The sequence below is a fragment of the Kitasatospora sp. GP82 genome (assembly GCF_029892105.1).
Lineage (GTDB): Bacteria > Actinomycetota > Actinomycetes > Streptomycetales > Streptomycetaceae > Kitasatospora.
This window is the reverse complement of record NZ_JARZAJ010000024.1, coordinates 73794-98088: the sequence shown is the minus strand read 5'-3', so window position 1 is coordinate 98088 and position 24295 is coordinate 73794. Positions and strand designations below refer to the sequence as shown.

Here is a 24295-nt window from a genome sequence, read left to right as displayed (position 1 = left end):
ATGATCACCAGCACCCTGCCGAGATCGGCGAAGGTGCTCTCCTCAGGGGCAGTCACGTCTGTGCCTTTCGAAGCAGCTGGAACAAACAGCGAGCCGTTACGCGTGCTGTGTTGCGCGCACCAGCAGCGACACCGTCAGTCCCCGGACATGCCGGACCTCGGCCGGGGTGAAGACCGCCTGCAGCGCCTTGGCCTGGCCGGCCGGGAGCCCCTGGTACGGGTCGTCGCCAGTGCCGATGGTAACGACCCAGGTACGGCTGACGTCACCGATGCAGGCGGCGGGCACCGGGCACTCGACCGGAAACAGGTCGTCCGCGCGCACGGCCGTCCGCGCGACGAACAGCGGACGCGGGCGGACGTCGCCCGGCAGGTGGTAGGCCACGCCGGGGCCCACCATCATCCAGGCCTTCCTCCCGCCCGCCGCGACGATCCCGTCCCCGGGCCGGTACCCGGCGGCCACCGCCGCCGCCGCGCCCCGGTAGTCGGTCGCGGTGCGTGCGGTCACCTGCCGCAGGACGCGCTGCTGGTCCATCCCGAGCAGTGCGGGGACGGCCACCGCCGCGAGGGCCGCCACGGCCGCCGTCCGCCGAGGTGCGATCCGGCGCAGGGCGGCGTCCAGCGCGCCGACGCCGCCACCGGCAAGGGCGGCCCAGGCGGGCAGGGTGAAGAGCAGATAGCGGTCCACGAAGTAGGAGCTGCGGCCCTGCGAGACCAGCCAGACCCCGAGCACCGGCAGTACGGCCAGCGCCGCCGCCTGGACGGCCGCGGTACGGTGCCCGCGCCACAGCAGGGCCGCCACCGCCAGCGCCAGGAACGCGTACAGCACCCCGAAGGAACCGAGGAACTCCGGCCAGAACATCCGCAGTTTGTACCGGGTCGCGGGGGTGATCCACTCCAGTTGGCGGCCCGACTGCCGCCGCCCCAGCAGCATCACCGGCAGGGCCGGCAGCAGGGCCGTCAGCGCCGCCGCCGGGAACTGCCACAGCACCCGCCGGTCCCGTACCGACCAGAAGTGCACGGCCACCACCACGAACTGCCCGGCCAGGCCGGCCAGCGACACCAGATGGAACACCCCGGCGAGCGCCATGCACAGCCCGTACCAGGCCCAGCGCCCGAGGCCGGGACGCTCCAGCGCCCGCAGCAGGCACCAGGTGGCGGCCGCCACCGCACACGTGACGATCGCGTACGAGCGGGCCTCCTGGGCGTACGCCGAGACGTTCGGCAGGGCTGCCAGCAGCAGTCCCGCCGCGACCGCAGCCATCCGGCTCCCGAACCACCGCAGGGCGGCCAGGGCCGTGAACGCTGCGGCACCCGACATCGCGAGTGCGGACGGCAGGCGCAGACTCGGCACGGAGTCGCCGAACAGGTCCGTCCAGGCGTGCAGCATCAGGTAGTAGGCGCCGTTGCTGGCGTCGACATTGCCGAGTATCCCGGCGAGTCGGGTCAGGGCCCGGGTCGCCGCACTCCAACTGGAGATCTCGTCGCGCCACAACTCCGGCGTGCCGATCCGGTAGAGGCCGAGCAGCAGGGTTGCCAGGGCGGGCCAGAGCCACACGCTGCGGAGGGCGCGGAAGAGGTGGCGTGGTGCTTCGATGCTCATCGAGGGTTCAGGCGATCGTCATCGGTTTTCCTGACTGATCGTCAGGTTCGGTGTGGGCCGGGCCAGAATACGGGAGAGCGGCGAGTGCGGGAGTGCCGCGGTCAACCGCGCGATACCTCGGGGGCGCGGGGGCCTGCGCGGGGGCGCGGGGGCGCGGGGATCTGCTCGGGACGCGTGGAACCGCTCGGCGGCCCGGCTACTGGACAGACCCGAGGCGTCGGTTGCGGCGGGCTCGGGCGGTCGTACGGGTGGCCTCCGACTGCGCCGCCAGTTCGGCCAGGGCACGGCCGATCGCCCGTCCGACGCGGTCGCAGAAAGCATCCGATTCCTCGGCGGCGTCCGGGTGTTCGGGCAGGACCTCGTCCACCAGTCCGGCGGCCGCAAGGTCGTACGCGCCGATGCCCTGGGCCCGGGCCAGCTCGGCCGCGTGCTCGCCGTCCCGGTGGACGATCGCCGAGGCTCCCTCGGGCGGCAGCGGTGCCAGCCAGGCGTGTTCGGCCGCCAGTACCCGGTCAGCCGGGAGCAGCGCGAGGGCACCGCCGCCGGAGCCCTGGCCGAGCAGTACCGCCAGCACGGGGGTGCGCAGTGCGATCAGCGTGTTCAGGCAGTGCGCGATCTCCAGTGCCACGCCCTCCAGTTCGGCCCGGGTGGACAGCTCGGCCCCGGCGGTGTCCACCACTGTCACCAGCGGCAGGCCGAGCTGCTCGGCGAGCCGTGCGGTCCGCTGGACGCACCGGAGGTCGGCGGCGGTGAACGGGCGCTCCGTGCCGGGATCCTGCCGCTGCTGGCCGACCACCACGGCCGCCCGGCCCCCGAACTCGGCCAGCGCACGCACCAACGCGCCGCCCCGGCCGTCGTCCTGGCCGTCGTGCCGGCCGCCGGGGGCGGTCAGGGGCAGCGCGCCCTCGGCCGTCCGCGCGAGCAGCTCACGTGCGCCGGGGCGGCCGGGGCGCCGGGTCAGCCGTACCGATTCCCATGCGTCGGCCCGCGTATCGGCCTGCGTATCGACCTGTGCCGGGCCGGTCGCGGTGGGTGCGCCTGCCGGTGACCGCGACTGTGACCGCGACTGTGACGGCGACTGTGACGGCGACTGTGACTGCGGTGCCCGGCGGTCCAGCAGTGCCAGCACCCGGCCCAGGAAGCCGGGCAGCCCGGTCGGCGGCAGCACGGCGTCGATCAGCCCCTGCGCGGCCAGCGTCTCGGCCCGCTGCACCTCCTCCGGCAGCCGGACCCCGCGCAACTCCTCGTACACCCGGGGCCCGAGGAACCCGAGCCGCGCACCGGGCTCGGCCAGCACCAGCTGCCCGAGCGTGCCCCAGGAGGCGAACACCCCGCCCATGGTGGGACTGCGCAGATATGTCAGGTAGGGCAGCGCGGCCGCCTGATGGGCCTGTACGGCCGCAGTGATCCGGACCATGCAGAGGAAGGCGGCCGAACCCTCCTGCATCCGCGTCCCGCCGGAGACCGGCAGGGCCAGCAGCGGCAGCCGCTCGGCCGTGGCCCGCTCCACCGCCCGCGTGATCCGCTCGGCCGTGGCTACCCCGATCGAACCGCCCAGGAACCCGAACTCCGACACCACCAGCGCCACCGGCCGCCCGCCCACCAGGCCCCGCCCGGTGGTGACCGCCTCGTCCAGCCCCGTCCGTGCCCGAGCCCTGGCCAGGGCCGCCTCGTACGCCTCGTCGGCGGGGGCACCCGCGACCGGGCCGTCCCAGCAGTCGAAACTCCCCGGATCGGCCACCAGCCCGATCAGCTGAGCGGCCGTCAGCCCACTCCTGATGGTCATTGATCCCCCGATCCCGGCTCCATCGGCGCCTCAGCGTACACATCACACCTCGCCCATCCGTCAACAGAGGAGATCTCCACGGGTCTGATCCGGTACCCTGTCGGAGGTTGCGCGGCCATCACCTACGGGCCGGACGACCCCCGCCTCAGTAGCTCAGGGGATAGAGCACGGCTCTCCTAAAGCCGGTGTCGCAGGTTCGAATCCTGCCTGGGGCACAGTAAACCTGCAGGTCACAGGCCCTTCCGCCCATCCGGGCCGGAGGGCCTGCGGCGTTCCAGTGCACATTCAGTACACATGGGCCGGGCGGGGCTGCTTGGGAGGCGGCCTCTATGGCCTCGAAGGACGAGCTGGCCAAGCGCCGCTTCCAGAACCTCGTGCGCCGCGTCGATGCCCTGATGAGGGCCTCCCTGAAGCCCGAGTACGGCGGCTACTACGGGCAGCTCGTGCTCGGGGTGGAGGCGGTCGAGGAGCTGGGCGACCCGAAAGAAATCCGTCGAGCCGCGCATACGGCGGGGCGAGCGCTCGGATGGAAGGTCGTAACGAACTATGTCGGCGGCCGACTCTTCATTCTCGATGACCGGGAGCCGCCGGAGGATATCCGCGAGCTGGTCCGGTCTGCGAGAAGCAGTGCGAGCGGTCCTCCTTGAAGGAGGAACCGGCCATCCATCGCAGCGGCGATGGCATCGGCCATCGGCCACCACATCAGCTTGAACCCCTCCTCGCCGGGCGCGAGTTGTTGCGGGCCGAGAACCAGCTTCCGGGCTTCGTAGAGGTGGACGCGGGCGGTAGTGGCGGGGGTGATCGCGTAGGAGCCGAGAAGCCACCACTTCTCGGCGGTGATTCCGGCCTCCTCCCGCAGCTCGCGTCGCGCGCAGTCCTCCAGCGTCTCGCCGTCCTCCTGCCGTCCTCCGGGGAGGAACAGGTACTCGCCGTCGTGGAGGGGGAACCACGCACTCAGCAGCGCGACGAGGCCGTGGTCGTCGCGGGCGACGACCACGCATGCGTCTCGGGCTGGTGTCCGGGAATCGTCGGTCATGGGTGGAGCGTAGGTGGGTCTATCGGATGGCGCAGGCGAACGGGACGTTCGTCACCGTGGGGTGGATGATCCCGCGGCCGTGGTAGCCGTCTTCCCCGAAGGCGTCGCCGTGGTCTGCGCACATGATGACGAGCCAGCGCCTCTTGGTGGTCAGGGTCGTGACCAGGTGTCCGAGGTGGACGTCGGCGTAGGCGAGGGCCGCGCACTGCGACTGCCAGGTGTCGGTGCTCTCGCCGAGGTAGTGACCGTGGGGGACATGGGTGGCGGAGACGTTGACGAACAGGAACAGCGGCCGGTCCTCGTACCGCTGGGCGATCGTTAGGGCGTGATCGACCTGGTGGCGGGTGGAGTCGATTGCCGTTGAGCAGAACTCCGGCCGCCAGTGGTCCTCCTGGAACATGGCCGGCAGGACCGACCCGAGCGGGGTCTCGCGGGAGAAGTAGGTGACGCCGCCGATGCACACGGTGCGGTAGCCGTGCTGCTCAAGACCGGTGAGGAGGCTGGGGGCGTCGAAGACGAACGTGCGTGGATCGACCCCCTTGAAGGCGGGCGGCCGACACTCCCACAGGCGGGGCGGTTGCGTGGGCTGTGGGGGCTTGGGGAGGAATCCGGAGAAGAACGCCATGTGCGCGGGCAGTGTGAATGTGCCAGGGGTGCGTCGCTCCTCCCACTGGCCGCCCGGCAGGATCTCGGCAAGGCAGGGCGTCTGTCCGGCGTGCAGTGCGGCCCGTGCGACGTCGTATCGCAGCGAGTCCAGGGTGACGAACAGGATGCTCGTTCCGGATTGGATGATCTGTGCGGCGTCGATCACGGCTTCACCCTTCGGCGGCGGCGTAGTGCTGGGCGAGGTCGCGGCGGTGCACGATGCGGCCCCGGGCGGTGTCGTTGACGGGGATGGGCACCTTGTCGCGGGCGATGAGGTCGCAGATCCGTTCCAGGCCGGTGTCCTCGGTGATGGGGGCGCCACTGGCGGCGAACAGGCGGATGGTGACGTGGCGGCCTGCGGTGGTGATGAGCGCGCCGGGGACCTGGAGCGTGCGGATGGCGTAGGCGAGCAGGTCGTCTCCGCCTTCGCCGACGACCGAGACAGTGGCGCCGTAGTGCGCGCAGTTGATCGCCCCGCGGCAGAACCGGTCGGTGAACTCCTTCGCCAGCGCCGTGCCGTCGTGGACCAGGGCGACGCCGTGGGCGCGGGTGGTCAGGACGAGGCAGGAGCCGACCCACCAGGCGACGGCGGGGTGGATCTCGTCGGGCACCGTGCCGTGGACGCGGTCGTGGGCGAAGACAACCGCGAGGTCAACGGGATTGAGCACGGCTGGCCTCCAGGCGTGTGTGGATCTCGTCTGCGAGTTCTTCCGGGTTGCGGCCGTCGGTGGTGATCTGCACGGCGGTGGGGTCGGTGGCGGCGAACAGCCGGTACAGCTCCTGCACGTGGGGCAGCAGGCTGAGCCTGCGGTTGAGGAAGCGGTCCTGAGGGGCCCGGCGGGGGCGGATCTCCATGCGGTGGCGGATCTCCTTCTCGGAGGTCTCCAGGTACACCGTCAGATCGGGGCGGGGCAGGTATGCGAGGTAGGGGCTGAACGCGGTGAGGACCACGTCCAGGTCGAGATTGTTGATGGCGGCGTGGTTGACGACGACGGAGCCGATCCACCGGTCCGCTATGAGGTTGCCGCTGACGAGCCGGTGGCGGGCGTAGTCGGCCGCGTCCAGGGCTCCGGCGAGGTGGAAGGCGAACTGGGTGAGCGCACCGCCGTGGTCGTTGATGTAGCCGATGAGCGTGCTGAGCGGCTGCGGGATGACGTGCAGGGTCTCGGCGCCGAGGCGCTCGGCCAGCAAGGCGGTCAGGGTGGATTTCCCGGAGCCGCTGATGCCTTCCAGCACGAGCAGTGCGCCGTTGCGGCCGGTGAGGGGCGGCTGGTAGCAGGCGGGCAGTTCGATGGTCACAGGGTTCCCTCCGTGAATGCCGCGACGTGCTGGGCGACGGTCGCCGCGACGGTGGTGGCGGCGTCGGGGGTGGACAGGATCGGCGCGAGGTCGAGCCGCAGGTCTTCCCTCAGCAGGCAGGGCATCAGGCCGCCCGCGTGGTCCAGGCGCAGAGCCCAGAACCCCTCGACGCACTTGGGCCGCAGGGGGCAACTGCCGCACTGGCCGACGTGGTGCCGGCCGAGCTGGCGGTGGATGACCTCGATCTCCAGGCCGTCGATGGTGAAGATCCGCCGCCCCTGGCCCACCCCGGCGATCTCCGTGCGCTCGTCGCGGGTCATCGTCCGCAGCAGCGCAACGAGGTCGTCGGCGCGGATGGAGGTCGCTCCGGTGTCGGCGTTGAAGTCGGTGTCCACCAGTTCGATGAACTGCACTGGCAGGCGGCGTTCAAACGCGTAGTGGAGGATCTTCGGGATCTCGTGCTGGTTCTGCTGCTGAAGCAGGGTATTCAGCTCCACCTGCTCGAAGGCGTCGCGGGCGGCGTCGATGCCGCCGAGGACGGTGGAGACCGGGAGTCGGGTCCGGGCGATCTCGCGGAACGTGTCGTCGCTGAAGTAGTGCAGCGAGACCTTGATCTTGTCGAGCGCCGTCCTGCGGAGCCACGGCAGGTGCCGGGCCAGCAGGACGCCGTTTGTGATCAGGCTGAAGGTAACGTCCGGAGCGGCGAATTGGTGCATGCCCTCCAGCACCGGCCGGGCGTTGGCGGACATGAGGGGCTCGCCGCCGGTGAAGTAGACGCGCTTGAGGCCGGCACGGATCAGCGAGCCGATGACCATGATGTAGTGCTCGGCGCACAGGACGCCGGTGCGGGGCTGCTGCGAGCTGTCCGCCCGGGTGGTGCCCGGGGGAACGTCGCCTTCGTTGTGGCAGAACAGGCACCCGATGTTGCAGTCGGGGGTGAGCGAGACGCGCAGTTGTCCACGTAGGGCCGCGAAGTTGCGCAGGGCGGTCATGCTCAGCTCGGGTGAGGGCTGAACGCTCGTGACGCTGAGAAGGTTCATCACGCACTCCAGGCAGGTGTGGTGGAGCGGGTCGAATCGCGCTGCGGGAGGTGCCGGCCGCTGCGGGGACGCCACCCACGGGCGGCCGGCACCGGGGGTCCGCCCTGGCCAGCTGCGCCACGGGGGAAGGCGACGCCGGGGCGGAGACTGCTGGTCAGGCGATGCTGACGGTGGCCTGACGGGGTGTGATGGTGCCGACTGCCGGGCGCGGTGCGGTGTCCCGTACACGCTGGGCGAGGGCGGCGGCGCGTGCTCCGATCGTCCGGGGGCCGGGCAGCGCGATGGTGGCGTAGACGGCCTTGCCCTCCCCATGGGGCCGCCAGCCCCACGCGATGGTCTCCGAGGCGACCACCGCCAGGCCGTAGCCGGACGTGCCGTCGTTGTACGGATCGCGGCGTGTGGGCGGGGTCGGTGAGCCGTCCCGCACCACCACGGCGATGTTCCCGCGCGGGGTCGGCCACAGGTGGGCGGTGATCGGTCCGGCGTCACCGGCGTGCCGGATGGCGTTGGTGACGAGCTCGGAGACGACCCGCTCGATCGCCGCCACCGTGTGATCCGGCAGCTCTTCCGGGCACCAGGAGCGGACAGCGGCGACCGCGCGGCGGCGCGCTGGTGCGACGCTGGCCGGGTCCGGCTCGATCGTCCAGGTCGCCTCGGGGGTCTCCCATGGCAGCAGGCGCTCGCCTGGTGCCCGCCCGGGTGGGGTGCTCTGGGCGTTCATCGGGTCGGCCCGAACAGGGCGAGCCTGCGGCAGCGGCCCTCGGCGAGCTGCCGCAGCACATGAGAGCGGCGTCGGGCGCGGGCCGCATTCTCGATGAAGACCTCGCCGCCGACCTCAGCGGGTTCCCAGTGTCCCCACTGGTGCGGGTCCGGCCGACTGGAGGCAGCGGAGTGAGGACGGTGTTCGGCGGCGCGGTCGAGGACTGCGGTGTGCGCGGGCGGCGTGATGGTCTGGGGCATGGCATGGTCTCCGGGGGATCAGGAGAGGTGAGGTGGTGGCCCGGGTGCTCGTTGGCGTGGTGGCTGGCCGTTTGCGGGCTCAGATGGCCCCGAGGGCGGCGTCCGTGGCCTGCTCGCAGGGCCAGGGGCCGCAGCCGCGGACGCACTGGCCGTTCTCGGCGCGGTGCTGGTCCAGGACCATGCGGGCGTGCGCGGACGGAGCGTCGACGATGGCCTGTCGGGTCTTGGCCGTGGGCGGGCGGCTCGGGGCGCGGTCGGCCATGGCGATGAACTCCCGGTGGTCGGTGGGGATGAAAGGGCGAGTACGGCGGTGCCCGGCTTCAGGGCGGATGACCAGCAGCCGCCGTCCAAGGGCGGCTATCTGCCGGTGCCGCTCGGCCGCGACCGGTCGCGGTCCCAGGTGGGCTGCGGCGGGTACGACGGCGCCGTAGGTGTCGGGCAGCGCCAGGGCGTCCAGGAGTCCGGTGAACGCGGCACTCTGACGGCTGCCGAGGTTCTCACGTTCGGTGAAGACGCCCGACAGGTGCAGCTCGTGCTGGCGGCAGTACTCCAGCAGCGCTGCCTGGAGCGCGGACAGTCGCTCGTGCCCGGTGCCGATCAGCCGAAGGTAGCCGTAAACCAGCGGGCCGGGGACGTCACGGTGTTCTGTCAGGGACTCCATGATCACGACCATCCAGGGCATCGGGGACCGGTGGCCGGCGCAACTGTCCGCCACCGACTAGTGACTTCAGAGTGACGGTTCGTCACCAGCCTCTGGAATGACGTCGTGTCGCACTTCCGCTGCACTTTCCCCGCACCGAGTCAGTGGGGCGTGCTTCGATGGCTGCTCCAGAGAGGAGGGCCGCAGGCATGGCGAGCGTGCACGTGTGGACAGGGCTGGAGGCCACCGCCTTACGCAAGGCTCTCCGGTTGAGCGTGCGCGGCTTCGCCCGGCGCTTGGGCGTGGCTGAGCGAACGATCTCCAAGTGGGAAGCCCTGGGGGCTGCAACGCGACCGCGCCCCGATACGCAGGCGATCCTCGACACCGCGCTCGCCCAGGCAGACGCCGCCGTGCACCTGCGGTTCGAGACTGAGCTGTCCGGCCCGCCGCACACCGGTGCGGTTGTCCGCGTCATGCGGACGGGGCCCCGCCTGTGGGACTACGAGTCCTGGGCGGAGGACATCGAGCGGGCGGTCGTGGCCCTGAGCAGGCAGAACTTCGGCATGGCGGGGGATCTGCTCGGCAGGTGGCTGACCCGGTGGCCGGCGCGGGACCTGGACGACAGGGGCCTTTACCTGTTCGCCCGCTCGACGGCGCTGCTGGGAGACCTGCGGCGAGACCAGGGCGTGCTGCTCGGATCGGCCTCGGCCCACCACTCGTACTCCGCCGCGCGGACGATGTTCGCCCAGCTCGACATTCCCCGCCGCATCGCCCAGATCGAACTGTCGCTCGCGGTGGTCATCGAGATGTCGGGGCAGCACGACAGCGCGGCCGGCCGGTACGAGCAGCTGGCCACCGATGACCGGCTCAGCCGCCGGGATCGAGCCAGAGCACGTCTGTGGGTCGGGACCGCGCTCAGCAAGAACGGGAACCACGACTACGCCGCCTCGGTCATGCAGGCCGCCAGCCGGGAGTTCGAGGACCTGTCCGAGGTCGAGGACTGGTCGATTGCCCAGCAGAAGCTCGCGCTCGCCTACCGCGGTGCCGGTGACCTGTCCGCAGCACTGCACTTCATCGACATCGCCCGCTCAACGAGCGTGCTCGACTCGCCGATGCAACGGGTCCGTCTCGACACTGCGCACGGGCACATCCTCCTGTCCGATCGGGCTACCGCCGCCGACGGGCTGGCCGTTTCTCGCGACGGCCGCCGAACGGGCCGCCAAGTACGGTATGAGTCACCAATTGCAGAGCATCGATGGCATCCGGCGGGACTACGGCCGCCAGCCTGCTCTGGGACGCCGGTGATCAAGGAGTATGCGGGTGACGGACATTCAGCTTGTGATCACGGATGAGCAGTGGCGGGACGCCCAGGCGATCTGGGACTACCACCAGATGCACCACGAGGTGCGGCCGTGCGATGCGGCGATCGGCCTGGGCAGCCACGATCTCGGCGTGCCGGCCTACGCAGCCGAGCTGTACCACGACGGCCTTTTCCGGACCCTGGTCTTCACCGGCGGTCCCAATCCCACTCACCCCGAGCGGTTCCCGCGGGGCGAGGCGGTGCACTTCCGCGAGCACGCCCTTGAACTCGGCGTCCCGGAGTCCGCGATCCTGCTGGAGCCGAACGCCACGAACACCGGGCAGAACATCGGCCTCTCGCGGGAGGTGCTGGCCTCGGCCGGCCGTGAGGTCCGGTCGGTGATGCTGATCGCGATGCCGTACATGGAGAGGCGCGCGTTCGCCACGTGCCGCAAGGTGTGGCCGGACGTCGAGGTGGTGTGCGCCTCGGCGCCACTGGAGTTCAACGACTACGTGAAGGTCATCGGGAGCGAAAAACACGTCATCGACATGCTCGTTGGGGACATGCAGCGGGTGATCGAGTACCCGAAGCTCGGGTTCGCCGTCGAGCAGGAGGTCCCGGAGGAAGTCCATGCCGCTTACGACCGGCTCTGCCGCGCCGGGTTCGACACACGTCTCCTCAAGTCCTGACTGTCTTCCGCCGCTTGACTGGGTGTGCGCGGTCCACCAGCCGAATCTGTTGCCTCGGCTGAGCACGCTTGCCAAGGTGTTTGCGGCGGACGTGTGGGTGGTGCTGGACGATGTCCAGTTCGCCCGCCGCGACTATCAGCACCGCACGCGCCTCGCCGATCTCGGCGACGCGCAGCGGTGGCGGTGGCTGTCCCTGCCGACCCACCTGCCGACCGGGCGTTCCACCCTCATCCACGAGGCCCGTCTCGCCGACCCCGAGCTGAGCATCCGCCGCATGACGGGGATGATCCACCATGCCTACCGCCGCAGCCCACACTGGCCCGCTGTCGAGGCCGTGCTCGCGCCGGTCCTCGCGGTCCTCGCGGAGACAGCGCGGACAGCCGTGGTCGCCGAAGCGTCCACCCGGGCTCTGCTTGCCGTCCTCGACTGGCCTGGGCAGATCTTCTACAGCCGGGGGCTACCGGCGCGCACTGGGCGCTCCGAGCGCCTTGCCGACCTCACCGTGGCAACCGGCTCGACCAACTACCTGTGCGGGCCTGGAGGTATGCGTTACATCGACCGCGCGCCCTTCACCTCGCAGGGAGTCGCGGTGATCCCATTCAGCACACCCCAGGACGGCATATGGGAACTGGGAAGCCGCGTGACGGCATTGTGGGCGCTGGCAGAACTCGGCCCGAAGCTTCTGGCGGCCAAGTTGCGATCCACTGCCGAGCTCAACCGGTGTGACGGGCAGCCCAATTGACACCCTGGAATGTGATCAGGCCGCTCGCCGACGGCGTCGATCTCCGAACCGTGCGTGTGCTAAGTTCCTTGATCCCAACAGAAAATAGGCGACCCCGGCGGTGCTGGTAACACCCCGGGGTCCGGCAACAGGAGCCATAACTCCCGATGCGCGTCCATCGTACAGAACACGTACGTCATTTCACTGTGCTGCCCAACGGCCTGCTGCAGGACCGGCGGCTGAGCTACACCGCCCGCGGCCTGCTCACGGACCTCCTCTCGCGCCCGGACGGCTGGCGCGAGGACGGCCGGCACATGGCCGACTCCAGCCCGCAGGGGCGCGGGGCGATCCTCGGCATCTCGGTGCACGTTCGGCGCACAGGGGTCGGGCGGGGCCGCATGGGAGGCGGCCTCGATGCCGGCGAAGGACGAGCCGACCAGGTGCTGCTCCCGGAACCCCTGCCCGCGCCGTGGGCCGAGCCCACGACGAGACGGCCCGCGCTCGGCTGCGGCTGATCGCCCGAGCCCGGCGAGGACGCTTCTCCGTGGCCTCGGCAACGCCGGCCGGAACTTCTAGGCTTCGGGCGGCGTCTCGGGCCCGACGCGGGCGCCGAGGGCGCGCAGGCCGATGGTCAGGTCGTGTTCGGTGGGAGCGTGCTCCGGGTCGAGGAGCCACTGGGTCATCACACCGCTGAGCAGGGCGGTCTGGATGCCGCCGAGGCTGCGCTCGGACGCCTCGTCCACGGCGTCCTCCTCGACTCCCTCCAGCATCGCGGCCATGCCGCGTCGGCCCTCCCGCTGGGCGGCGACGAGCAGTTCGCGCAGCTTCGGGTTGTGTTCGGCCTGGACGAACGCCTCGAGGGAGGCGAGCCAGAGCGGCCGGTCGGCGGTGAACGACTTGATCATCTCCCGCCACATGGCCTGGTACTGCTGCTGACGAGTGGCCTGCGGGTCGAGTGACGCGGCCACGGCTTGGCCGATCTTCGTCCCCCACTCGTCCATCGCCTGAACGAAGGCGGCGGTCAGCAGCGCCTCGCGGGAGCCGAAGTGGTAGCCGATGGCCGCGTGGTTCACTCCGGCGGCGGCGGCGATGTCGCGAACGGTGGTGCGCGACCACCCCTTGTCCTTCAGGCACTTCACGGCGCCTGTCAGCAGATCCTCGCGGTTTCCCATGTCCGGAATCCTAGCGCAGGAGTCATCCAACTGGTTCAGCCAAGCGTTTTATCCAAGTGGATTGATCGTATGGATAAAGCGGCCCTACTGTTGAGGTGCAGGCCGAGAGGCAGGGGCCCGCAAGGGCGACATGAGGGGGCATCATGAACAGCAGCACCACCGTGCTGATCTCCGGCGCAGGCATCGCCGGTCCGTCACTGGCCTACTGGCTCCGGTGCCGCGGATTCGTCCCGACGGTGGTGGAGCAGGCGCCCGGGCTGCGGGACAGCGGCGGCGCGGTCGACTTCCGCGGCGTCCAGCTCGAGGTGCTGAAGCGGATGGGCATCCTGGAGGCCGTGCGGGCCAGTGAGACCGGGATGGGCGCCGAGGTCGTCATCGACGCCGACGGCCGGCCGCTGGTCAGCCTGCCGTCCGAGTTCTTCAGCGGCGAGGTCGAGATCGAGCGGGGCGATCTCGCCCGCATCCTCTACGACCTGACCGAGGACACCACCGAGTACGTCTTCGGCGACACCATCACCTCGCTGACCGAGACCGCCGACGGTGTGGACGTCACCTTCCGGCACGGTGCTCCGCGCACCTTCGACCTGGTGGTCGGCGCCGACGGCATGCACTCGGTGGTGCGACGGCTCGCCTTCGGCGACGAGTCCGGCTTCCGCAAGGACATGGGCTACTGCTACGCCGGGTTCACCGCCCCGAACCACCTCGGGCTGGACCACAGTGGCGTGATCTACAACGTCCCCGGCCGGGGAGTGCTGGTCGGCAGCTCCCGCGACAGCTCCAGGGCGGGCGTCGGATTCATCTTCGCCGCACCGGAGTTGACGTACGACCGGCACGACCAGGCGCAGCAGAAGCGGATCGTCGCCGACGCCTTCGCCGAAGCCGGCTGGCGGACGGGAGAGTTGGTCGATCTGATGCAGGACACCGAGGACCTGTACTTCGACACGCTCAGCCAGATCCACATGGACCGCTGGTCCCAGGGCCGGACGGTGCTGCTCGGCGACTCCGCCTGGTGCGCCGGGCCCGGCGGCTCGGGCACCGGCCTGGCGATGATCGGCGCGTACATCCTGGCCGGCGAGCTCGCCGCCGCGCGCGGCGACCACCGCGTCGCGTTCGCCCGCTACGAGGAGCAGTTGCGGCCGGGGGCCAAGGTGGGCCAGAAGCAGGCCAAGGGTGCAGGGCCCTTCCTGGCCCCCCGGACGGAGAAGAAGATCCGTCGGCGCAACCGCGTCTACAAGCTGCTCTCGCTGCGGCTGATGGCAGGCTTCTTCAGCAGGATGGCTTCGGGCGCGGCCAACGCCGTGCCGGTCAAGGACTACCCCGAGACCGCCGTCCTGGTGGCGGCTTGAGCTTGCTCCACGGGTTCGGGCGCTGCGCAGCTCGGCGCACCGGCTCATGCCTCAGCCGGCCGGACGCGGCACCTGGCGGCCGGTTTGCCTCGGCCGGCGAATCGGGCGAGCACTGTCCCTGGTGCGGCATGGAGTTGCACTACGCGCTCGACCTGCCGCCCGGCTCACCTGCCGCGCAGGCGGTCGCGCTGCCGACGGAGGATCACGTCCAGGTGCTGGCCTGCCCGCGCTGCACCGTAGCGGATGGGCCGTCCTGATCACGGTGGATGAGGAGGGAAGCGGATCGCGCCCGCAGGTACGGAACGTTGTCCGGGCACCGGGCTGTGGCGGTGGGAGTCAACGACGGGCCGTTGCCTGGAGGGCGGGGTGGTCGAGGCCGAGGGTGGGCAGGAGGGCGGTGATGTCGGCCGGGTCGTGGGTGGCCAGGGCGATATGGCCGTCCGGGCGGATGAGGAAGAGGCCCTCGCCGTAGGTGTCGGCGCGGTGGGTGCGGACGGCCGGAGGGACGGCGGGGGGCTCGCTGCCGGCGGAGACCAGGGTGAAGTGGGGGCCGCGCAGGATGTCGAAGAGGCGGTAGGCCGAGCCGTCGGGTCGGGTGCAGATCGCGTCCGGGGCCCGGTCACCGGCCTGGAGGGTGTCGGAGGGGAGCGGGCCGCGTCGCTCGACGCTCAGCGGTCCGCCTCGGTAGCCGACGCTCAACTGGTCGGTGGCGGCGCCGCGTCGGACGGTGGGCTGGTCGCCGGTGCGGCCGGCCCCGGTGGCGTGGTGGAGCCGGGTGCTGAGGTCGAGGACGTGGGCGGCGATCGGCAGCCGTTCCTGCTCGTAGCCGTCCAGCAGTTCCGGTGCGGCGCCGTGCCCGATGACCTGGCCCAGCCGCCAGCCGAGGTTGTACGCGTCCTGGACGCCGGTGTTCAACCCTTGTCCGCCGGCGGGGGAGTGGATGTGTGCGGCGTCGCCCGCCAGCAGGACCCGTCCCTCGCGCAGCCGTTCGGCCAGGGCGGCTCGCGCGCGGAACTCCGAGGCCCAGAGCACCTCGGTGACCGCCTCGGCGGGCAGGTGGGTGCGCTCGGCGACGGTGCGGCGGACGCCTTCGGGGGTGGTGTCCGGCGTGCCGAGTTCGAAGCTCGCGAAGAGCTGGAACTGCCCGATGTGCGGCAGCGGGCAGAGGAGGGCCATCCCGCCGGGGGCCTTGCGCCAGACGTGCCAGTTGTCGCGGTCGAGGCCCTCCAGGCGGAGGTCGGCCACCAGCGCCGGGCGGGAGTCGATGACCTGGCCGGTCATCGGGATGCCGACGGCCCGCCGGACGGTGCTGCGTCCGCCGTCGGCGGCGACCAGGTAGTCGGCGGTGATGCGGCGGACGCTGCCGTCGGCCCGTTCGAGGACGGCCTCGACCCGTTCGGCGCTCTGCTCCAGCCGGGTCAGAGCGGTGCCGAACTCGACGCGGCCGCCGAGTTCGAGCAGGCGGGCGTGCAGGATCTCCTGGGTCCGCCACTGCGGGACCATCCAGGAGTCCGGGTACGGTACGCCGGTGGTGGCGGGCCTGTGGTCGATCAGGTCCCACTCGGCGCCCTTGACGGCGCCCTTCCACGAGGCCATGAGCGGGTAGCGGGCGCCGGCCGCCAGGATCGCGTCGATCACCCCGAGATCGTCGAAGACCTCCAGGGTGCGCGGCTGCAGGCCCTTGCCGCGTGAGCCCGGGAAGAGGCGGTCGGCCTTCTCGACCAGCAGGGCCCGCACGCCGCGCCGGGCGAGGTCGCAGGCCAGGGTCAGGCCGGTCGGACCGGCGCCGACGATCAGGACCTCGGTGTGGGGCGGGACGGTGTCCGTCTGGAAGGTGTGCATCCGACTCTCCTTAACGCTGTTAAGTAGCTGCCCCATGAGCGTCTCCTTAACGGTGTTAAATTGTCAAGGGGGCAGGTCGGACGGACAGGAAGGAGAGAATCACTGACGTGGCACAGAAACTGGATCGCGCACAGGTGGTCGAAACCGCTCTCCGGCTGCTCAACGAGACCGGTCTGGAGGGTCTGACCCTGCGGCGTATCGCGACCGAACTCGACTGCAAGGCGCCCGCGTTGTACTGGCACTTCGCCAACAAGCAGGCCCTGCTGGACGAACTCGCCACCGAGATGCTCCGCAGGATGATCGCCACCACCGCGTCCCCCGGACCCGACGCGCCCTGGCAGGAATGGATCACCGCCACGAGCCGCGCGCTGCGCAGCATCCTGCTCTCCTGCCGCGACGGCGCGAAGGTCTTCAGTGGCACCCGCCTCACGGAGACCGTCCACGCCGAGCGGATGGACGGACTGCTGGGCGCCCTCGTCCGGGCGGGGTTCGCCTTCCCGGACGCCGTCGAGGCGTACTTCGCCTCGTACGCGTTCACCGTCGGCTTCGTGATCGAGGAGCAGGCGGTCGAGCCACTCCCGGGGCAGCGCGCTCCCGGCTACGACGAGGACGAACGCGCGGCCCTCATCGGCCCCGACTTCCCGCTGGCGGCGGCTGCCGGGGCCGGGCTCTTCAGTGGTTACGAGGAGCGCTTCGAGCGCGGCCTCGCCGTCGTCGTGGCCGGCGTCGAGGCGGTGCTGGGCCCCAAGGGGTGACGTTGCGCCGGCCCGCGAAGGCCGAAGGCCGAGGGCCGGTGGCTCAGACGGTGAAGCCGCCGTCCACGTGGAGGACGGCCCCGGTGAGGTAGCCGGAGACGTCGGTCGCGAGCTGGGCGACCACGGCGGCGATCTCCTCGGGGGCGGCGTAGCGCCCGAGTGCGGTGAAGCCCTTGATGCCCTCGGCGCCGGGGCCGTCGGCCGGTTCGGCGATGGCGCTGCTGGCCCTGGTGGGGGTCGGTGCATTGCTGCACCAGGCCGTGCTGATCCCGCCGCTGGCGGCCAGTGCCGCGCTGGTCCTCGGCGGACCTGATCAACGGCGGCTGATCGCCCGCCGGTTGTAACGCCCGACGGCCACCGGCAGAGAGCGCCGGTGGCCGTCGGTGCGTGAAAGGTCAGGACGCGGCAGGGGCGGCCGAGCCGGGCATGGTCAAGGTCGGCTGCACGGGCGGGATCGGGGCCGGTTCGGGGTTCGGCTCCAACTCGGTGCGCCCGGCGGCGTCGGAGAGTTTGATCAGTACGGCGGTCAGCAGCCAGTTGGCGAGCAGCGAGGACCCACCGGCGGCGAGGAACGGCAGCGCCTTGCCGGTCAGCGGGATCAGCCCGCTCACGCCGCCGATCACCACGAAGACCTGGAGCGCCACGGCCGCCGAGAGCCCGGTCGCGAGCAGCTTGCCGAAGGGGTCGGTCAGTGCGATGGCGGTGCGCAGCCCGCGCTGGATGAAGAGGGTGTAGATCAGCAGGAAGGCGATGACCCCGGCCAGGCCCAACTCCTCACCGATGGTGGTGAAGATGAAGTCGCTGCGCCCGGCGAAGCCGATCAGATACGGCCGTCCCTGGCCGAGGCCGGTGCCCACCAGGTGCCCGGTGCCGAAGCTGAACAGCGCCTGGGCCGGCTGGTCGGAGATCAGCGCCGGGTTGTGGTTGGGCTGGTAGATGTCCAGCGGGTGCAGCCAGGCTTCCACCCGGCCGTGCACGTGCGGCTCGATGCTGCCGACCACGGTGGCGCCGCCGACGGCCATCAGCAGGCCGAGCACCACCCAGCCGGTCCGTTCGGTCGCCACGTAGAGCATCACGATGAAGACGCCGAAGAAGATCAGCGAGGTGCCGAGGTCGCGCTCGAAGATCAGCACCAGCAGGCTGACCACCCAGATGGCGAGCACCGGGCCGACGTTGCGCCCGCGCGGCAGGTTCATGCCCCAGACCTTCCGCCCGGTCAGCGCGAGCGCGTCCCGGCTGGCCATCAGATAGCCGGCGAAGAAGACGGTGATGGCGACCTTGACGAACTCGTCCGGTTCGAGGGTGACTCCGGGGAGCTTGATCCAGCGCTTGGCGCCGAAGTCGTCGCCGGGGAAGAAGGCGGGTGCGGCCAGCAGGATCAGTGCCCCGGCCATGATCAGGTAGACGTAGCGCTGGAATATCCGGTGGTGCTTGATCACGATGATCACCCCGGCGGCCACCACCGAGGCGATCACCACCCACATCACCTGGTTCGGCGCCGACGGCAGCTTCTGGTAGTCGCCCTTGGCGGCGTGGAAGAGCGCGTACGACTGGTCGAGCCGGTTGAGCAGGACCAGCCCGAACCCGCTCAGGAACACCGCGAGCGGCAGGATCAGCGGGTCCGCGTACGGCGCGAAGCGCCGCACCACCATGTGCAGCGCCCCGGCCAGCAGCGGCAGGGTGGTGCCGTAGAGCGGCAGGCCCTTGGGCAGCGTGTGGTTGAGCGCCAGGTTGGCGGTCACGTAGCCGGCCAGGCAGACCACGACGGCCATCGCCAGCAGGGCAAGTTCGAGGTTGCGACGGCGGGCGGCCAGCCGTCGCCCTTCGCTCCGCGAGCTGTCTCTCACCGGATTCCCACCTCGACACCTTCGACAGCCATGTAGTAGACGACGCATCCTCGCACGACATGGACGTCGGTGAGACCTCAGGGGGTTCCGGACCCAGCTCCGGTGATCGTTCCAGTGTCGGCCATCATGTCCAGGGAGCCGCAAGCTCCGCGGCGCGGCAGGCAGGAACGCAGTGACCAGCAGCGCAGCGAGCAGAGACGCGGCGGCCACGGACGCAGCGGGAAGCGACGCGGCGGGCGGAAACTCAGCGGGCGGAAAGAAAAGAGGAGAACCACCGGATGCCGATCTCAGCACTGGCCGTCGGCCACGACGGTCCGCCGCCCTGGCACTGGGCCGACCTGGCCACCAGCTGGACCGCCGAGCCCGCCGTCCTGACCCTCGCCGTGCTGCTCGGCGGCGCCTATCTGCTGGGCGTCCGCGCCATGCACCGCGGTGGCGGAAGCTGGCCGCTGCACCGCACGGCCGCCTTCCTAGGCGGGCTGCTGGTCTGGGTCTGGGTGACCTGCTCGGGCATCGGCGTGTACGAGCGGATCCTGTTCACCGACCGCGCGGTCCAGGTGGTCCTGCTGCTGATGCTCGTCCCGTTCCTGCTGGTCCTCGGCGCGCCGGTCTCGCTGCTGGTCGAGACCTCGCCCGAGGCGCGGCGCGAGCGGATCATGCGCGTGCTGCGCAGCCGCCCCTCCCGGCTGCTGATGTTCCCGGCGGTCTCCACGGTGCTGCTGATGCTGCCGCCGTGGCTGTTCTACTTCACGCCCTGGTACGAGAAGACCCTGACCAGCGGTGCCTGGAACATTGGCCTGCACCTGACGCTGGTCGCCCTCGGCCTGGCGTACTACTGGCCCAGGCTCCAGCTCGACCCCGTCGCGTACGAGTACCCGCTGCTGGTCAGCCTGTTCGTCACCTTCGCCGAGGTGATCTTCGACGCGGGTCTCGGGCTGATCCTCATCTACGGCCACCACCTGATCTCCGAGCCGTACTACGCCGACCTCGGCCGAACCTGGGGGCCGACCCTGCTGCAGGACCAGGTCTGGGGCGGCAATGTGCTCTGGGTCCTGGGCGACCTGATCGGTCTGCCCTTCCTCTGCGCGCTGATCCGCCGCATGATCGTCACCGGTCGGGCCGAGACGGCTGCGGTGGATGCCGCGCTGGACGCCGAGTACGCGGCGGCAGAGGCATCCCGGGCGGCTGCCCGAGAAGCCGTCCCGGCTGCTGCGCGGACCACCGAGGGGGCGCGGACCACCGAAGGGCCGCAGGCCGCAGAGGAGGACGAATCGCAGGGCATGCGCCCGTGGTGGCTGGACGACCCCAACCTGCGCCACCGCTTCGGCGGCGCCGAGCACTGAGGCCCCCCGTTGGATGAGGCCCCTGTGGGGAGATCCGTCTGAAGGATCCGTCGCGAGGGCCTAGGCCCCGACCTGTCCGGGGGCCGGTTCGCGGTGGCGGCGGGTGTGCCGGGCGACCCGGACCCGGTTGCCGCAGATGCTGGTGCACCACTCGCGGCGTGAGTGGCTCTTGACGAAGTACAGGATGCAGCCGGGCGCCGGGCAGGCGCGGACCTGCGCGGCCGACGGCCCGGCGAACAGGGCGACGGCAGCCGCCGCGATCTCGCCGAGGGCCGCCAGGCGCAGGTCCGGTTCGGTCCAGCGCGGGACAGAGCTGCCGGGCCGGTCGGGGTCGAGTTCGAGCCAGCCGGCCGACAGCCGGGCGGCCGCGTTGACGGCGGCCACGGTGGCGGGCTGCGGGGCCGTGCCGTCGACGGTGGTGGCGGCGAGGTCGCGCAGGGCGGCGCGCAGCTCCCGGTAGCGGTCCAGATGGCCCTGGGTGGCCTCGACGCCGCTCGGCCCGTCGAGCAGCCGGCGAAGCGGCTCGCCGAAGTCGGCCAGCCGGGTCCGCAACCAGCGGTCCAGGTCGGCCGGTTCGTGCAGGGCATCGACCAGGACACCGCGGGCGCCGCCCCGGATGAACGTGGTGTTCACCAGGTCGAGTGCGAGGGACTCACCGGTGAGGGGCAGGTCGTCTACCGCCGATGCCGTGGGGCTGCTCATGGCTCCATGATGCCCGCCGGGACCGGCCCCGGCACTAATGCATCATGGTCAAGTTTTTAATTACACCCCGCGCCACGGTGCCGGGGGTGTCCTGTTCGGCGGCAGCGCAGGGCCACCCGCTACCTCGCGTACTGGTGCTGTGTCCGCACACAGCGATGGGAACGGCGCGCAGCCGTGGGGGACTTCGCGCCCGCCGACAGGACGTCCAGCTCGCCGCGGCTCATCAGGACCGACAGGTAGGAGACCTCCAGTGCCCCGAGAACGCGGTACTGGACAGCCGTCACCCTGTGCCCCCTGATGTGCCCCCTGGCGGGAAGGCCGATGCCGGGTGCCCTCGCGCGGCGGGCCCAAGCCGACCACGGGCGGACGGGACGGGCGAGGGTCTTCCTACTTCTCTGTCAGATGCCCTGCGGCCGGGCAGCTTGTGGCCGGGTGCCTCGCGGTCGGGTGCCTCGCGGTCGGGTGCCTCGCGGTCGGGTGCCTCGCGGTCGGGTGCCCGGTGAGATCTCCCACGGGGGAAACGGCCGCGACCACTCCTCGGATACCCCGGTGATACGCGCCCTTCCCAGACTGGGGTCGACGATGCCCTGCCCCGGCACCCGAGAGGCTCCTGATGGCCGAGCAGCGGGAGGGGAAGAACCTCCTGGCACCCTTCGACGACGACTTCCACGCCGACCCCTACCGCGCGTACGCCGGACTGAACGCGCTCGCGCCGATCCACCGGATCCGCACACCCAGTGGCGCCGCCGCCTGGCTGCTCACCGGCCATCGGGAGGTCCGCGACGGCCTGCAGACCACCGGCTGGCCCGCCACCAGTCCAACGCGGGCCCCGACTACCGGCGGGACGTGCTGTCGGGGCCGCTGAGCTTCGGCAACCCGATGGCCGAGGACCAGCCCGAGCACACCCCTACCGGTGGCCGTCTGACCTGCACCGATCCCCTGCCGTCCGGGTGTCGGGCGGCGGGTGCGGCCGCGATACCGGGGGGCTGCGATGCCGCCCGCGCCCGCATAGGACAGGCTTGGGGATGGCCGGACTCTCCGGAGCCGGCTGTCCACAAGGACACGGTCACCAACCGAATCGAAGGCGAACATGACCAACCACTTTGATGTCGTTGTCCTCGGAGCCGGCCCGGGCGGGTACGTCGCTGCCATCCGCAGCGCGCAGCTCGGCCTGAGCGTCGGCATCGTGGAGGAGCGCTACTGGGGCGGTGTGTGCCTCAACGTCGGGTGCATCCCGTCGAAGGCGCTGCTGCGGAATGCCGAGCTCGCGCACATCCTGACGCACGAGACCAAGACCTACGGCATCCAGGTCGAGGGCCGGATCAGCTTCGACTACAAGGAAGCGTTCCAGCGCAGCCGTCAGGTCGCCGACGGCCGGGTCAAGGGCGTCCACTACCTGATGAAGAAGAACAAGATCGCCCAGTTCGAGGGCCGGGGCCAGTTCGTGGACGCCAACACCCTCCAGGTGACCGGCGCCGACGGTGCGGTTCAGACCGTCACCTTCGACCACTGCATCCTGGCCTCCGGCGCCACCCCGCGGCTGCTCCCCGGCACTTCGCTGAGCCCCCGCGTGGTGAGCTACGAGGAGCAGATCCTCGCCGACCAGCTGCCGGAGAGCGTCATCATCGCGGGCGCCGGTGCCATCGGCATCGAGTTCGCGTACGTGATGCACAACTACGGTGTGAAGGTCACCATCGTCGAGTTCCTGGACCGGATGGCGCCGCTGGAGGACGCCGAGGTCTCGGCCGAGCTGTTCAAGCGCTACAAGCGGCTGGGCATCGAGGTGCTGACCTCCACCCGGGTCGACGCGATCGACGACTCGGGCGAGAAGGTCAAGGTCACCGTCACCGCCAACGGCGAGCAGCGCGTCCTGGAGGCCGACAAGGTCCTGCAGGCGATCGGCTTCGCCCCCCGGGTCACCGGCTACGGCCTGGAGAACACCGGTGTGAAGCTGACCGAGCGCGGCGCCGTCGAGGTGGACGGCCGCTGCCGCACCTCGGTGCCGCACATCTTCGCGATCGGCGACGTGACCGCCAAGCTGATGCTGGCCCACGCCGCCGAGTCGATGGGTGTCATCGCCGCCGAGACCATCGCGGGCGCCGAGACCATGGAGCTCGACTACGTGATGATCCCGCGTGCCACCTACAGCCAGCCCCAGATCGCCAGCTTCGGCTGGACCGAGGAGCAGGCGCGCAACCAGGGCTTCGACGTCAAGGTCGCGAAGTTCCCCTTCATGGCCAACGGCAAGGCCCACGGCCTGGGCGACACCGTCGGCTTCGTCAAGATCATCAGCGACGCCAAGTACGGCGAGCTGCTCGGCGCTCACATGATCGGCCCCGAGGTCACCGAGCTGCTGCCCGAGCTGACCCTGGCTCAGCAGTGGGACCTCACCGTCACCGAGATCGCCCGCAACGTCCACGCGCACCCGACGCTGGGCGAGGCCGTCAAGGAAGCCATCCACGGCCTGGCCGGCCACATGATCAACATGTAGTCACCTGGTCCGACCGCCCTGCCGGGGCCGACGCCCGATCGGCCCCGGCAGGACTCGACCGCGACTCAACTCGGTTTGCCGATAGATCACTTCTCGATGCGCCCTGAGCGAGATGATTGCCCGATGAGCGAGAGCACCGAACGGCCCGGCCGTCTGCTGGCGGTCTCCGACCTGCACATCCACTATGCGGAGAGCCGCCGCATCCTGGAGGAACGACTCCTGCCGCAGTCGCCGGACGACTGGCTGATCGTGGCCGGTGACGTCAGCGAGACGGTCGGCCAGATCGAGTGGGCGCTGGGTCTGCTCAAGGAGCGCTTCGCGCAGGTCATCTGGGCCCCCGGCAACCACGAGCTGTGGACGCCGCCCGGCGACCCGGTCCAGCTGCGCGGTGAGGAGCGGTACCGCCATCTCGTGGAACTCTGCCGCAGCCTGGGCGTGCTGACGCCGGAGGACCCGTACGCGGTGTGGCGGGGGGCGGGCGGGCCGGTGGCGATCGCGCCGCTGTTCGTGCTCTACGACTACTCGTTCCGCGCACCCGGGCTCAGCCGCAAGGAGGCGATGGAGCGGGCGTACGAGTCGGGTGTGGTGTGCACGGACGAGTTCCTGCTGCACTCCGACCCCTACCCGGACGCCGCGGCCTGGTGCGAAGCCAGGGTGCCCCTGACCGAACAGCGGCTGGCCGCCGTGGACCCGGCGCTGCCTACCGTCCTGGTCAACCACTTCCCGCTGGTCCGCGAGGACACCGCGATCCTGCACTACCCGGAGTTCGCGCAGTGGTGCGGCACCGAACGGACGGCCGACTGGCACCGCAGGTTCCGTGCCGCCGCCGTGGTCTACGGACATCTGCACATCCCGCGGACCACGGTGTACGACGGCATCCGCTTCGAGGAGGTCTCGATCGGCTACCCGAGGGAGTACGGCCGCCGCGGCTTCCCTCGCGGGCTGCTGCGCGAGGTGCTCGACCCGGGCGACGTCGAGTGACGCCGGGTGACGTCGGGTGACGTCGGGTTTGACGCCGGGTGACCGGCCGGCCTGACGCAGGCTGACCGGCCGGTCACCGGGCCCGGCGCCGAAGCGCTCTC

At 70.8% G+C, this 24295-nt stretch carries 26 protein-coding genes, 1 tRNA gene and 1 pseudogene; 12 read left to right on the top strand and 16 right to left on the bottom strand.

Annotated features, from left to right (window positions below; translation table 11 throughout):
• Nucleotides 1-96: 96 nt before the first annotated feature.
• The gene (locus tag P3T39_RS24495) at nucleotides 97-1599 is read right to left on the bottom strand and encodes a glycosyltransferase family 39 protein (RefSeq protein WP_280701070.1); all 1503 of its coding nucleotides are present in this window, start codon (nucleotides 1597-1599) and stop codon (nucleotides 97-99) included.
• Between the two features lie 196 nt (nucleotides 1600-1795).
• Nucleotides 1796-3385, bottom strand: a complete 1590-nt coding sequence (locus P3T39_RS24490) for a carboxyl transferase domain-containing protein (RefSeq protein ID WP_280701068.1) — start codon at nucleotides 3383-3385, stop codon at nucleotides 1796-1798.
• Nucleotides 3386-3527: 142 nt separating this feature from the next.
• Between P3T39_RS24490 and P3T39_RS24485 the strand changes: the two genes are divergently transcribed.
• Nucleotides 3528-3600: transfer RNA gene (locus tag P3T39_RS24485), tRNA-Arg, on the top strand.
• A 329-nt stretch (nucleotides 3601-3929) separates the two neighbouring features.
• Here the strand turns inward: P3T39_RS24485 and P3T39_RS24480 are convergent.
• The 8 genes from P3T39_RS24480 to P3T39_RS24445 all read right to left on the bottom strand — a co-directional run bounded on the left by P3T39_RS24480 (nucleotide 3930) and on the right by P3T39_RS24445 (nucleotide 9026).
• Nucleotides 3930-4421, bottom strand: coding sequence for an NUDIX hydrolase (locus tag P3T39_RS24480; protein WP_280701064.1), 492 nt, complete (start codon nucleotides 4419-4421; stop codon nucleotides 3930-3932).
• A gap of 19 nt (nucleotides 4422-4440) precedes the next feature.
• Entirely contained in the window at nucleotides 4441-5232 is a 792-nt protein-coding gene (locus P3T39_RS24475) for an STM4013/SEN3800 family hydrolase (RefSeq protein ID WP_280701062.1), read from the bottom strand.
• Between the two features lie 4 nt (nucleotides 5233-5236).
• Complete coding sequence (locus P3T39_RS24470; RefSeq protein ID WP_280701061.1) at nucleotides 5237-5734, bottom strand: hypothetical protein; 498 nt, start codon at nucleotides 5732-5734, stop codon at nucleotides 5237-5239.
• Entirely contained in the window at nucleotides 5718-6365 is a 648-nt protein-coding gene (locus P3T39_RS24465; RefSeq protein WP_280701060.1) for a deoxynucleoside kinase, read from the bottom strand. The genes P3T39_RS24470 and P3T39_RS24465 overlap by 17 nt, the downstream gene beginning before the upstream one ends.
• Nucleotides 6362-7405 carry a radical SAM protein gene (locus P3T39_RS24460; RefSeq protein WP_280701057.1) on the bottom strand — a complete coding sequence of 348 codons (1044 nt, stop codon included), beginning with the start codon at nucleotides 7403-7405 and terminating at the stop codon, nucleotides 6362-6364. Before P3T39_RS24460 ends, P3T39_RS24465 begins: the two co-directional genes overlap by 4 nt.
• Nucleotides 7406-7559: 154 nt before the next feature.
• Nucleotides 7560-8126 carry an ATP-binding protein gene (locus P3T39_RS24455; protein WP_280701055.1) on the bottom strand — a complete coding sequence of 189 codons (567 nt, stop codon included), beginning with the start codon at nucleotides 8124-8126 and terminating at the stop codon, nucleotides 7560-7562.
• Entirely contained in the window at nucleotides 8123-8365 is a 243-nt protein-coding gene (locus P3T39_RS24450; RefSeq protein ID WP_280701050.1) for a hypothetical protein, read from the bottom strand. The genes P3T39_RS24455 and P3T39_RS24450 overlap by 4 nt, the downstream gene beginning before the upstream one ends.
• 79 nt (nucleotides 8366-8444) lie before the next feature.
• Complete coding sequence (locus P3T39_RS24445; protein WP_280701046.1) at nucleotides 8445-9026, bottom strand: hypothetical protein; 582 nt, start codon at nucleotides 9024-9026, stop codon at nucleotides 8445-8447.
• A 188-nt stretch (nucleotides 9027-9214) separates the two neighbouring features.
• On the opposite strand from P3T39_RS24445, the pseudogene P3T39_RS24440 reads away from it, so the two are divergent.
• The 4 genes and pseudogenes from P3T39_RS24440 (at nucleotide 9215) to P3T39_RS24425 (ending at nucleotide 12230) form a co-directional block, all read left to right on the top strand.
• Nucleotides 9215-10310, top strand: a pseudogene (locus P3T39_RS24440) (hypothetical protein).
• Nucleotides 10311-10325: 15 nt separating this feature from the next.
• Nucleotides 10326-10994 (top strand): YdcF family protein, encoded by a 669-nt coding sequence (locus P3T39_RS24435; RefSeq protein ID WP_280701044.1) that lies wholly within the window; start codon nucleotides 10326-10328, stop codon nucleotides 10992-10994.
• A gap of 22 nt (nucleotides 10995-11016) precedes the next feature.
• Nucleotides 11017-11736: a WbqC family protein gene (locus tag P3T39_RS24430; RefSeq protein ID WP_280701042.1), complete on the top strand. Its 720-nt coding sequence runs from the start codon at nucleotides 11017-11019 to the stop codon at nucleotides 11734-11736.
• Nucleotides 11737-11882: 146 nt separating this feature from the next.
• Complete coding sequence (locus tag P3T39_RS24425) at nucleotides 11883-12230, top strand: hypothetical protein (RefSeq protein WP_280701040.1); 348 nt, start codon at nucleotides 11883-11885, stop codon at nucleotides 12228-12230.
• Between the two features lie 57 nt (nucleotides 12231-12287).
• Here P3T39_RS24425 and P3T39_RS24420 read toward each other — a convergent pair whose 3' ends face one another.
• Nucleotides 12288-12887, bottom strand: a complete 600-nt coding sequence (locus tag P3T39_RS24420) for a TetR/AcrR family transcriptional regulator (protein ID WP_280701038.1) — start codon at nucleotides 12885-12887, stop codon at nucleotides 12288-12290.
• Nucleotides 12888-13030: 143 nt separating this feature from the next.
• On the opposite strand from P3T39_RS24420, the gene P3T39_RS24415 reads away from it, so the two are divergent.
• Entirely contained in the window at nucleotides 13031-14233 is a 1203-nt protein-coding gene (locus tag P3T39_RS24415) for an FAD-dependent monooxygenase (protein ID WP_280701036.1), read from the top strand.
• Between the two features lie 128 nt (nucleotides 14234-14361).
• Nucleotides 14362-14490 (top strand): hypothetical protein, encoded by a 129-nt coding sequence (locus tag P3T39_RS24410; RefSeq protein ID WP_280701034.1) that lies wholly within the window; start codon nucleotides 14362-14364, stop codon nucleotides 14488-14490.
• 79 nt (nucleotides 14491-14569) lie between these two features.
• Here P3T39_RS24410 and P3T39_RS24405 read toward each other — a convergent pair whose 3' ends face one another.
• On the bottom strand, nucleotides 14570-16075 hold the full coding sequence (locus tag P3T39_RS24405; protein WP_280701032.1) for an FAD-dependent monooxygenase: 1506 nt from the start codon (nucleotides 16073-16075) through the stop codon (nucleotides 14570-14572).
• Between the two features lie 107 nt (nucleotides 16076-16182).
• Between P3T39_RS24405 and P3T39_RS24400 the strand changes: the two genes are divergently transcribed.
• Entirely contained in the window at nucleotides 16183-16830 is a 648-nt protein-coding gene (locus tag P3T39_RS24400) for a TetR/AcrR family transcriptional regulator C-terminal domain-containing protein (RefSeq protein ID WP_280701030.1), read from the top strand.
• A gap of 43 nt (nucleotides 16831-16873) precedes the next feature.
• Here the strand turns inward: P3T39_RS24400 and P3T39_RS24395 are convergent, their stop codons facing one another.
• On the bottom strand, nucleotides 16874-17098 hold the full coding sequence (locus P3T39_RS24395; RefSeq protein WP_280701079.1) for an SDR family oxidoreductase: 225 nt from the start codon (nucleotides 17096-17098) through the stop codon (nucleotides 16874-16876).
• Nucleotides 17099-17225: 127 nt separating this feature from the next.
• Entirely contained in the window at nucleotides 17226-18602 is a 1377-nt protein-coding gene (locus P3T39_RS24390; RefSeq protein ID WP_280701078.1) for an FtsW/RodA/SpoVE family cell cycle protein, read from the bottom strand.
• A gap of 353 nt (nucleotides 18603-18955) precedes the next feature.
• On the opposite strand from P3T39_RS24390, the gene P3T39_RS24385 reads away from it, so the two are divergent.
• The gene (locus P3T39_RS24385; protein WP_280701029.1) at nucleotides 18956-20020 is read left to right on the top strand and encodes a cytochrome c oxidase assembly protein; all 1065 of its coding nucleotides are present in this window, start codon (nucleotides 18956-18958) and stop codon (nucleotides 20018-20020) included.
• Between the two features lie 60 nt (nucleotides 20021-20080).
• On the opposite strand, the gene P3T39_RS24380 is transcribed toward P3T39_RS24385, so the two are convergent.
• Nucleotides 20081-20722, bottom strand: a complete 642-nt coding sequence (locus tag P3T39_RS24380) for an ABATE domain-containing protein (RefSeq protein ID WP_280701027.1) — start codon at nucleotides 20720-20722, stop codon at nucleotides 20081-20083.
• Between the two features lie 119 nt (nucleotides 20723-20841).
• Nucleotides 20842-21006 carry a hypothetical protein gene (locus tag P3T39_RS24375; protein ID WP_280701025.1) on the bottom strand — a complete coding sequence of 55 codons (165 nt, stop codon included), beginning with the start codon at nucleotides 21004-21006 and terminating at the stop codon, nucleotides 20842-20844.
• A gap of 329 nt (nucleotides 21007-21335) precedes the next feature.
• Here P3T39_RS24375 and P3T39_RS24370 point away from each other — a divergent pair, with 329 nt between their 5' ends.
• The 3 genes from P3T39_RS24370 (at nucleotide 21336) to P3T39_RS24360 (ending at nucleotide 24194) form a co-directional block, all read left to right on the top strand.
• Complete coding sequence (locus tag P3T39_RS24370; RefSeq protein WP_280701023.1) at nucleotides 21336-21587, top strand: hypothetical protein; 252 nt, start codon at nucleotides 21336-21338, stop codon at nucleotides 21585-21587.
• 225 nt (nucleotides 21588-21812) lie between these two features.
• Nucleotides 21813-23213 carry a dihydrolipoyl dehydrogenase gene (gene lpdA / locus P3T39_RS24365; protein ID WP_280701021.1) on the top strand — a complete coding sequence of 467 codons (1401 nt, stop codon included), beginning with the start codon at nucleotides 21813-21815 and terminating at the stop codon, nucleotides 23211-23213.
• 123 nt (nucleotides 23214-23336) lie between these two features.
• The gene (locus tag P3T39_RS24360) at nucleotides 23337-24194 is read left to right on the top strand and encodes a metallophosphoesterase (RefSeq protein ID WP_280701019.1); all 858 of its coding nucleotides are present in this window, start codon (nucleotides 23337-23339) and stop codon (nucleotides 24192-24194) included.
• The last annotated feature ends 101 nt before the right edge of the window (nucleotides 24195-24295 follow it).

Excerpts from the sequence above, each read along its gene's own strand:
- P3T39_RS24495 (WP_280701070.1), bottom strand. The coding sequence starts at position 1,599 with ATGAGCATCGAAGCACCACGCCACCTCTTCCGCGCCCTCCGCAGCGTG.
- P3T39_RS24490 (WP_280701068.1), bottom strand. The coding sequence starts at position 3,385 with ATGACCATCAGGAGTGGGCTGACGGCCGCTCAGCTGATCGGGCTGGTG.
- P3T39_RS24480 (WP_280701064.1), bottom strand. The coding sequence starts at position 4,421 with ATGACCGACGATTCCCGGACACCAGCCCGAGACGCATGCGTGGTCGTC.
- P3T39_RS24460 (WP_280701057.1), bottom strand. The coding sequence starts at position 7,405 with ATGAACCTTCTCAGCGTCACGAGCGTTCAGCCCTCACCCGAGCTGAGC.
- P3T39_RS24455 (WP_280701055.1), bottom strand. The coding sequence starts at position 8,126 with ATGAACGCCCAGAGCACCCCACCCGGGCGGGCACCAGGCGAGCGCCTG.
- P3T39_RS24450 (WP_280701050.1), bottom strand. The coding sequence starts at position 8,365 with ATGCCCCAGACCATCACGCCGCCCGCGCACACCGCAGTCCTCGACCGC.
- P3T39_RS24445 (WP_280701046.1), bottom strand. The coding sequence starts at position 9,026 with ATGGAGTCCCTGACAGAACACCGTGACGTCCCCGGCCCGCTGGTTTAC.
- P3T39_RS24425 (WP_280701040.1), top strand. The coding sequence starts at position 11,883 with ATGCGCGTCCATCGTACAGAACACGTACGTCATTTCACTGTGCTGCCC.
- P3T39_RS24420 (WP_280701038.1), bottom strand. The coding sequence starts at position 12,887 with ATGGGAAACCGCGAGGATCTGCTGACAGGCGCCGTGAAGTGCCTGAAG.
- P3T39_RS24415 (WP_280701036.1), top strand. The coding sequence starts at position 13,031 with ATGAACAGCAGCACCACCGTGCTGATCTCCGGCGCAGGCATCGCCGGT.
- P3T39_RS24410 (WP_280701034.1), top strand. The coding sequence starts at position 14,362 with ATGGAGTTGCACTACGCGCTCGACCTGCCGCCCGGCTCACCTGCCGCG.
- P3T39_RS24405 (WP_280701032.1), bottom strand. The coding sequence starts at position 16,075 with ATGCACACCTTCCAGACGGACACCGTCCCGCCCCACACCGAGGTCCTG.
- P3T39_RS24390 (WP_280701078.1), bottom strand. The coding sequence starts at position 18,602 with ATGGCCGTCGTGGTCTGCCTGGCCGGCTACGTGACCGCCAACCTGGCG.
- P3T39_RS24385 (WP_280701029.1), top strand. The coding sequence starts at position 18,956 with ATGCCGATCTCAGCACTGGCCGTCGGCCACGACGGTCCGCCGCCCTGG.
- P3T39_RS24380 (WP_280701027.1), bottom strand. The coding sequence starts at position 20,722 with ATGAGCAGCCCCACGGCATCGGCGGTAGACGACCTGCCCCTCACCGGT.
- P3T39_RS24370 (WP_280701023.1), top strand. The coding sequence starts at position 21,336 with ATGGCCGAGCAGCGGGAGGGGAAGAACCTCCTGGCACCCTTCGACGAC.
- lpdA (WP_280701021.1), top strand. The coding sequence starts at position 21,813 with ATGACCAACCACTTTGATGTCGTTGTCCTCGGAGCCGGCCCGGGCGGG.
- P3T39_RS24360 (WP_280701019.1), top strand. The coding sequence starts at position 23,337 with ATGAGCGAGAGCACCGAACGGCCCGGCCGTCTGCTGGCGGTCTCCGAC.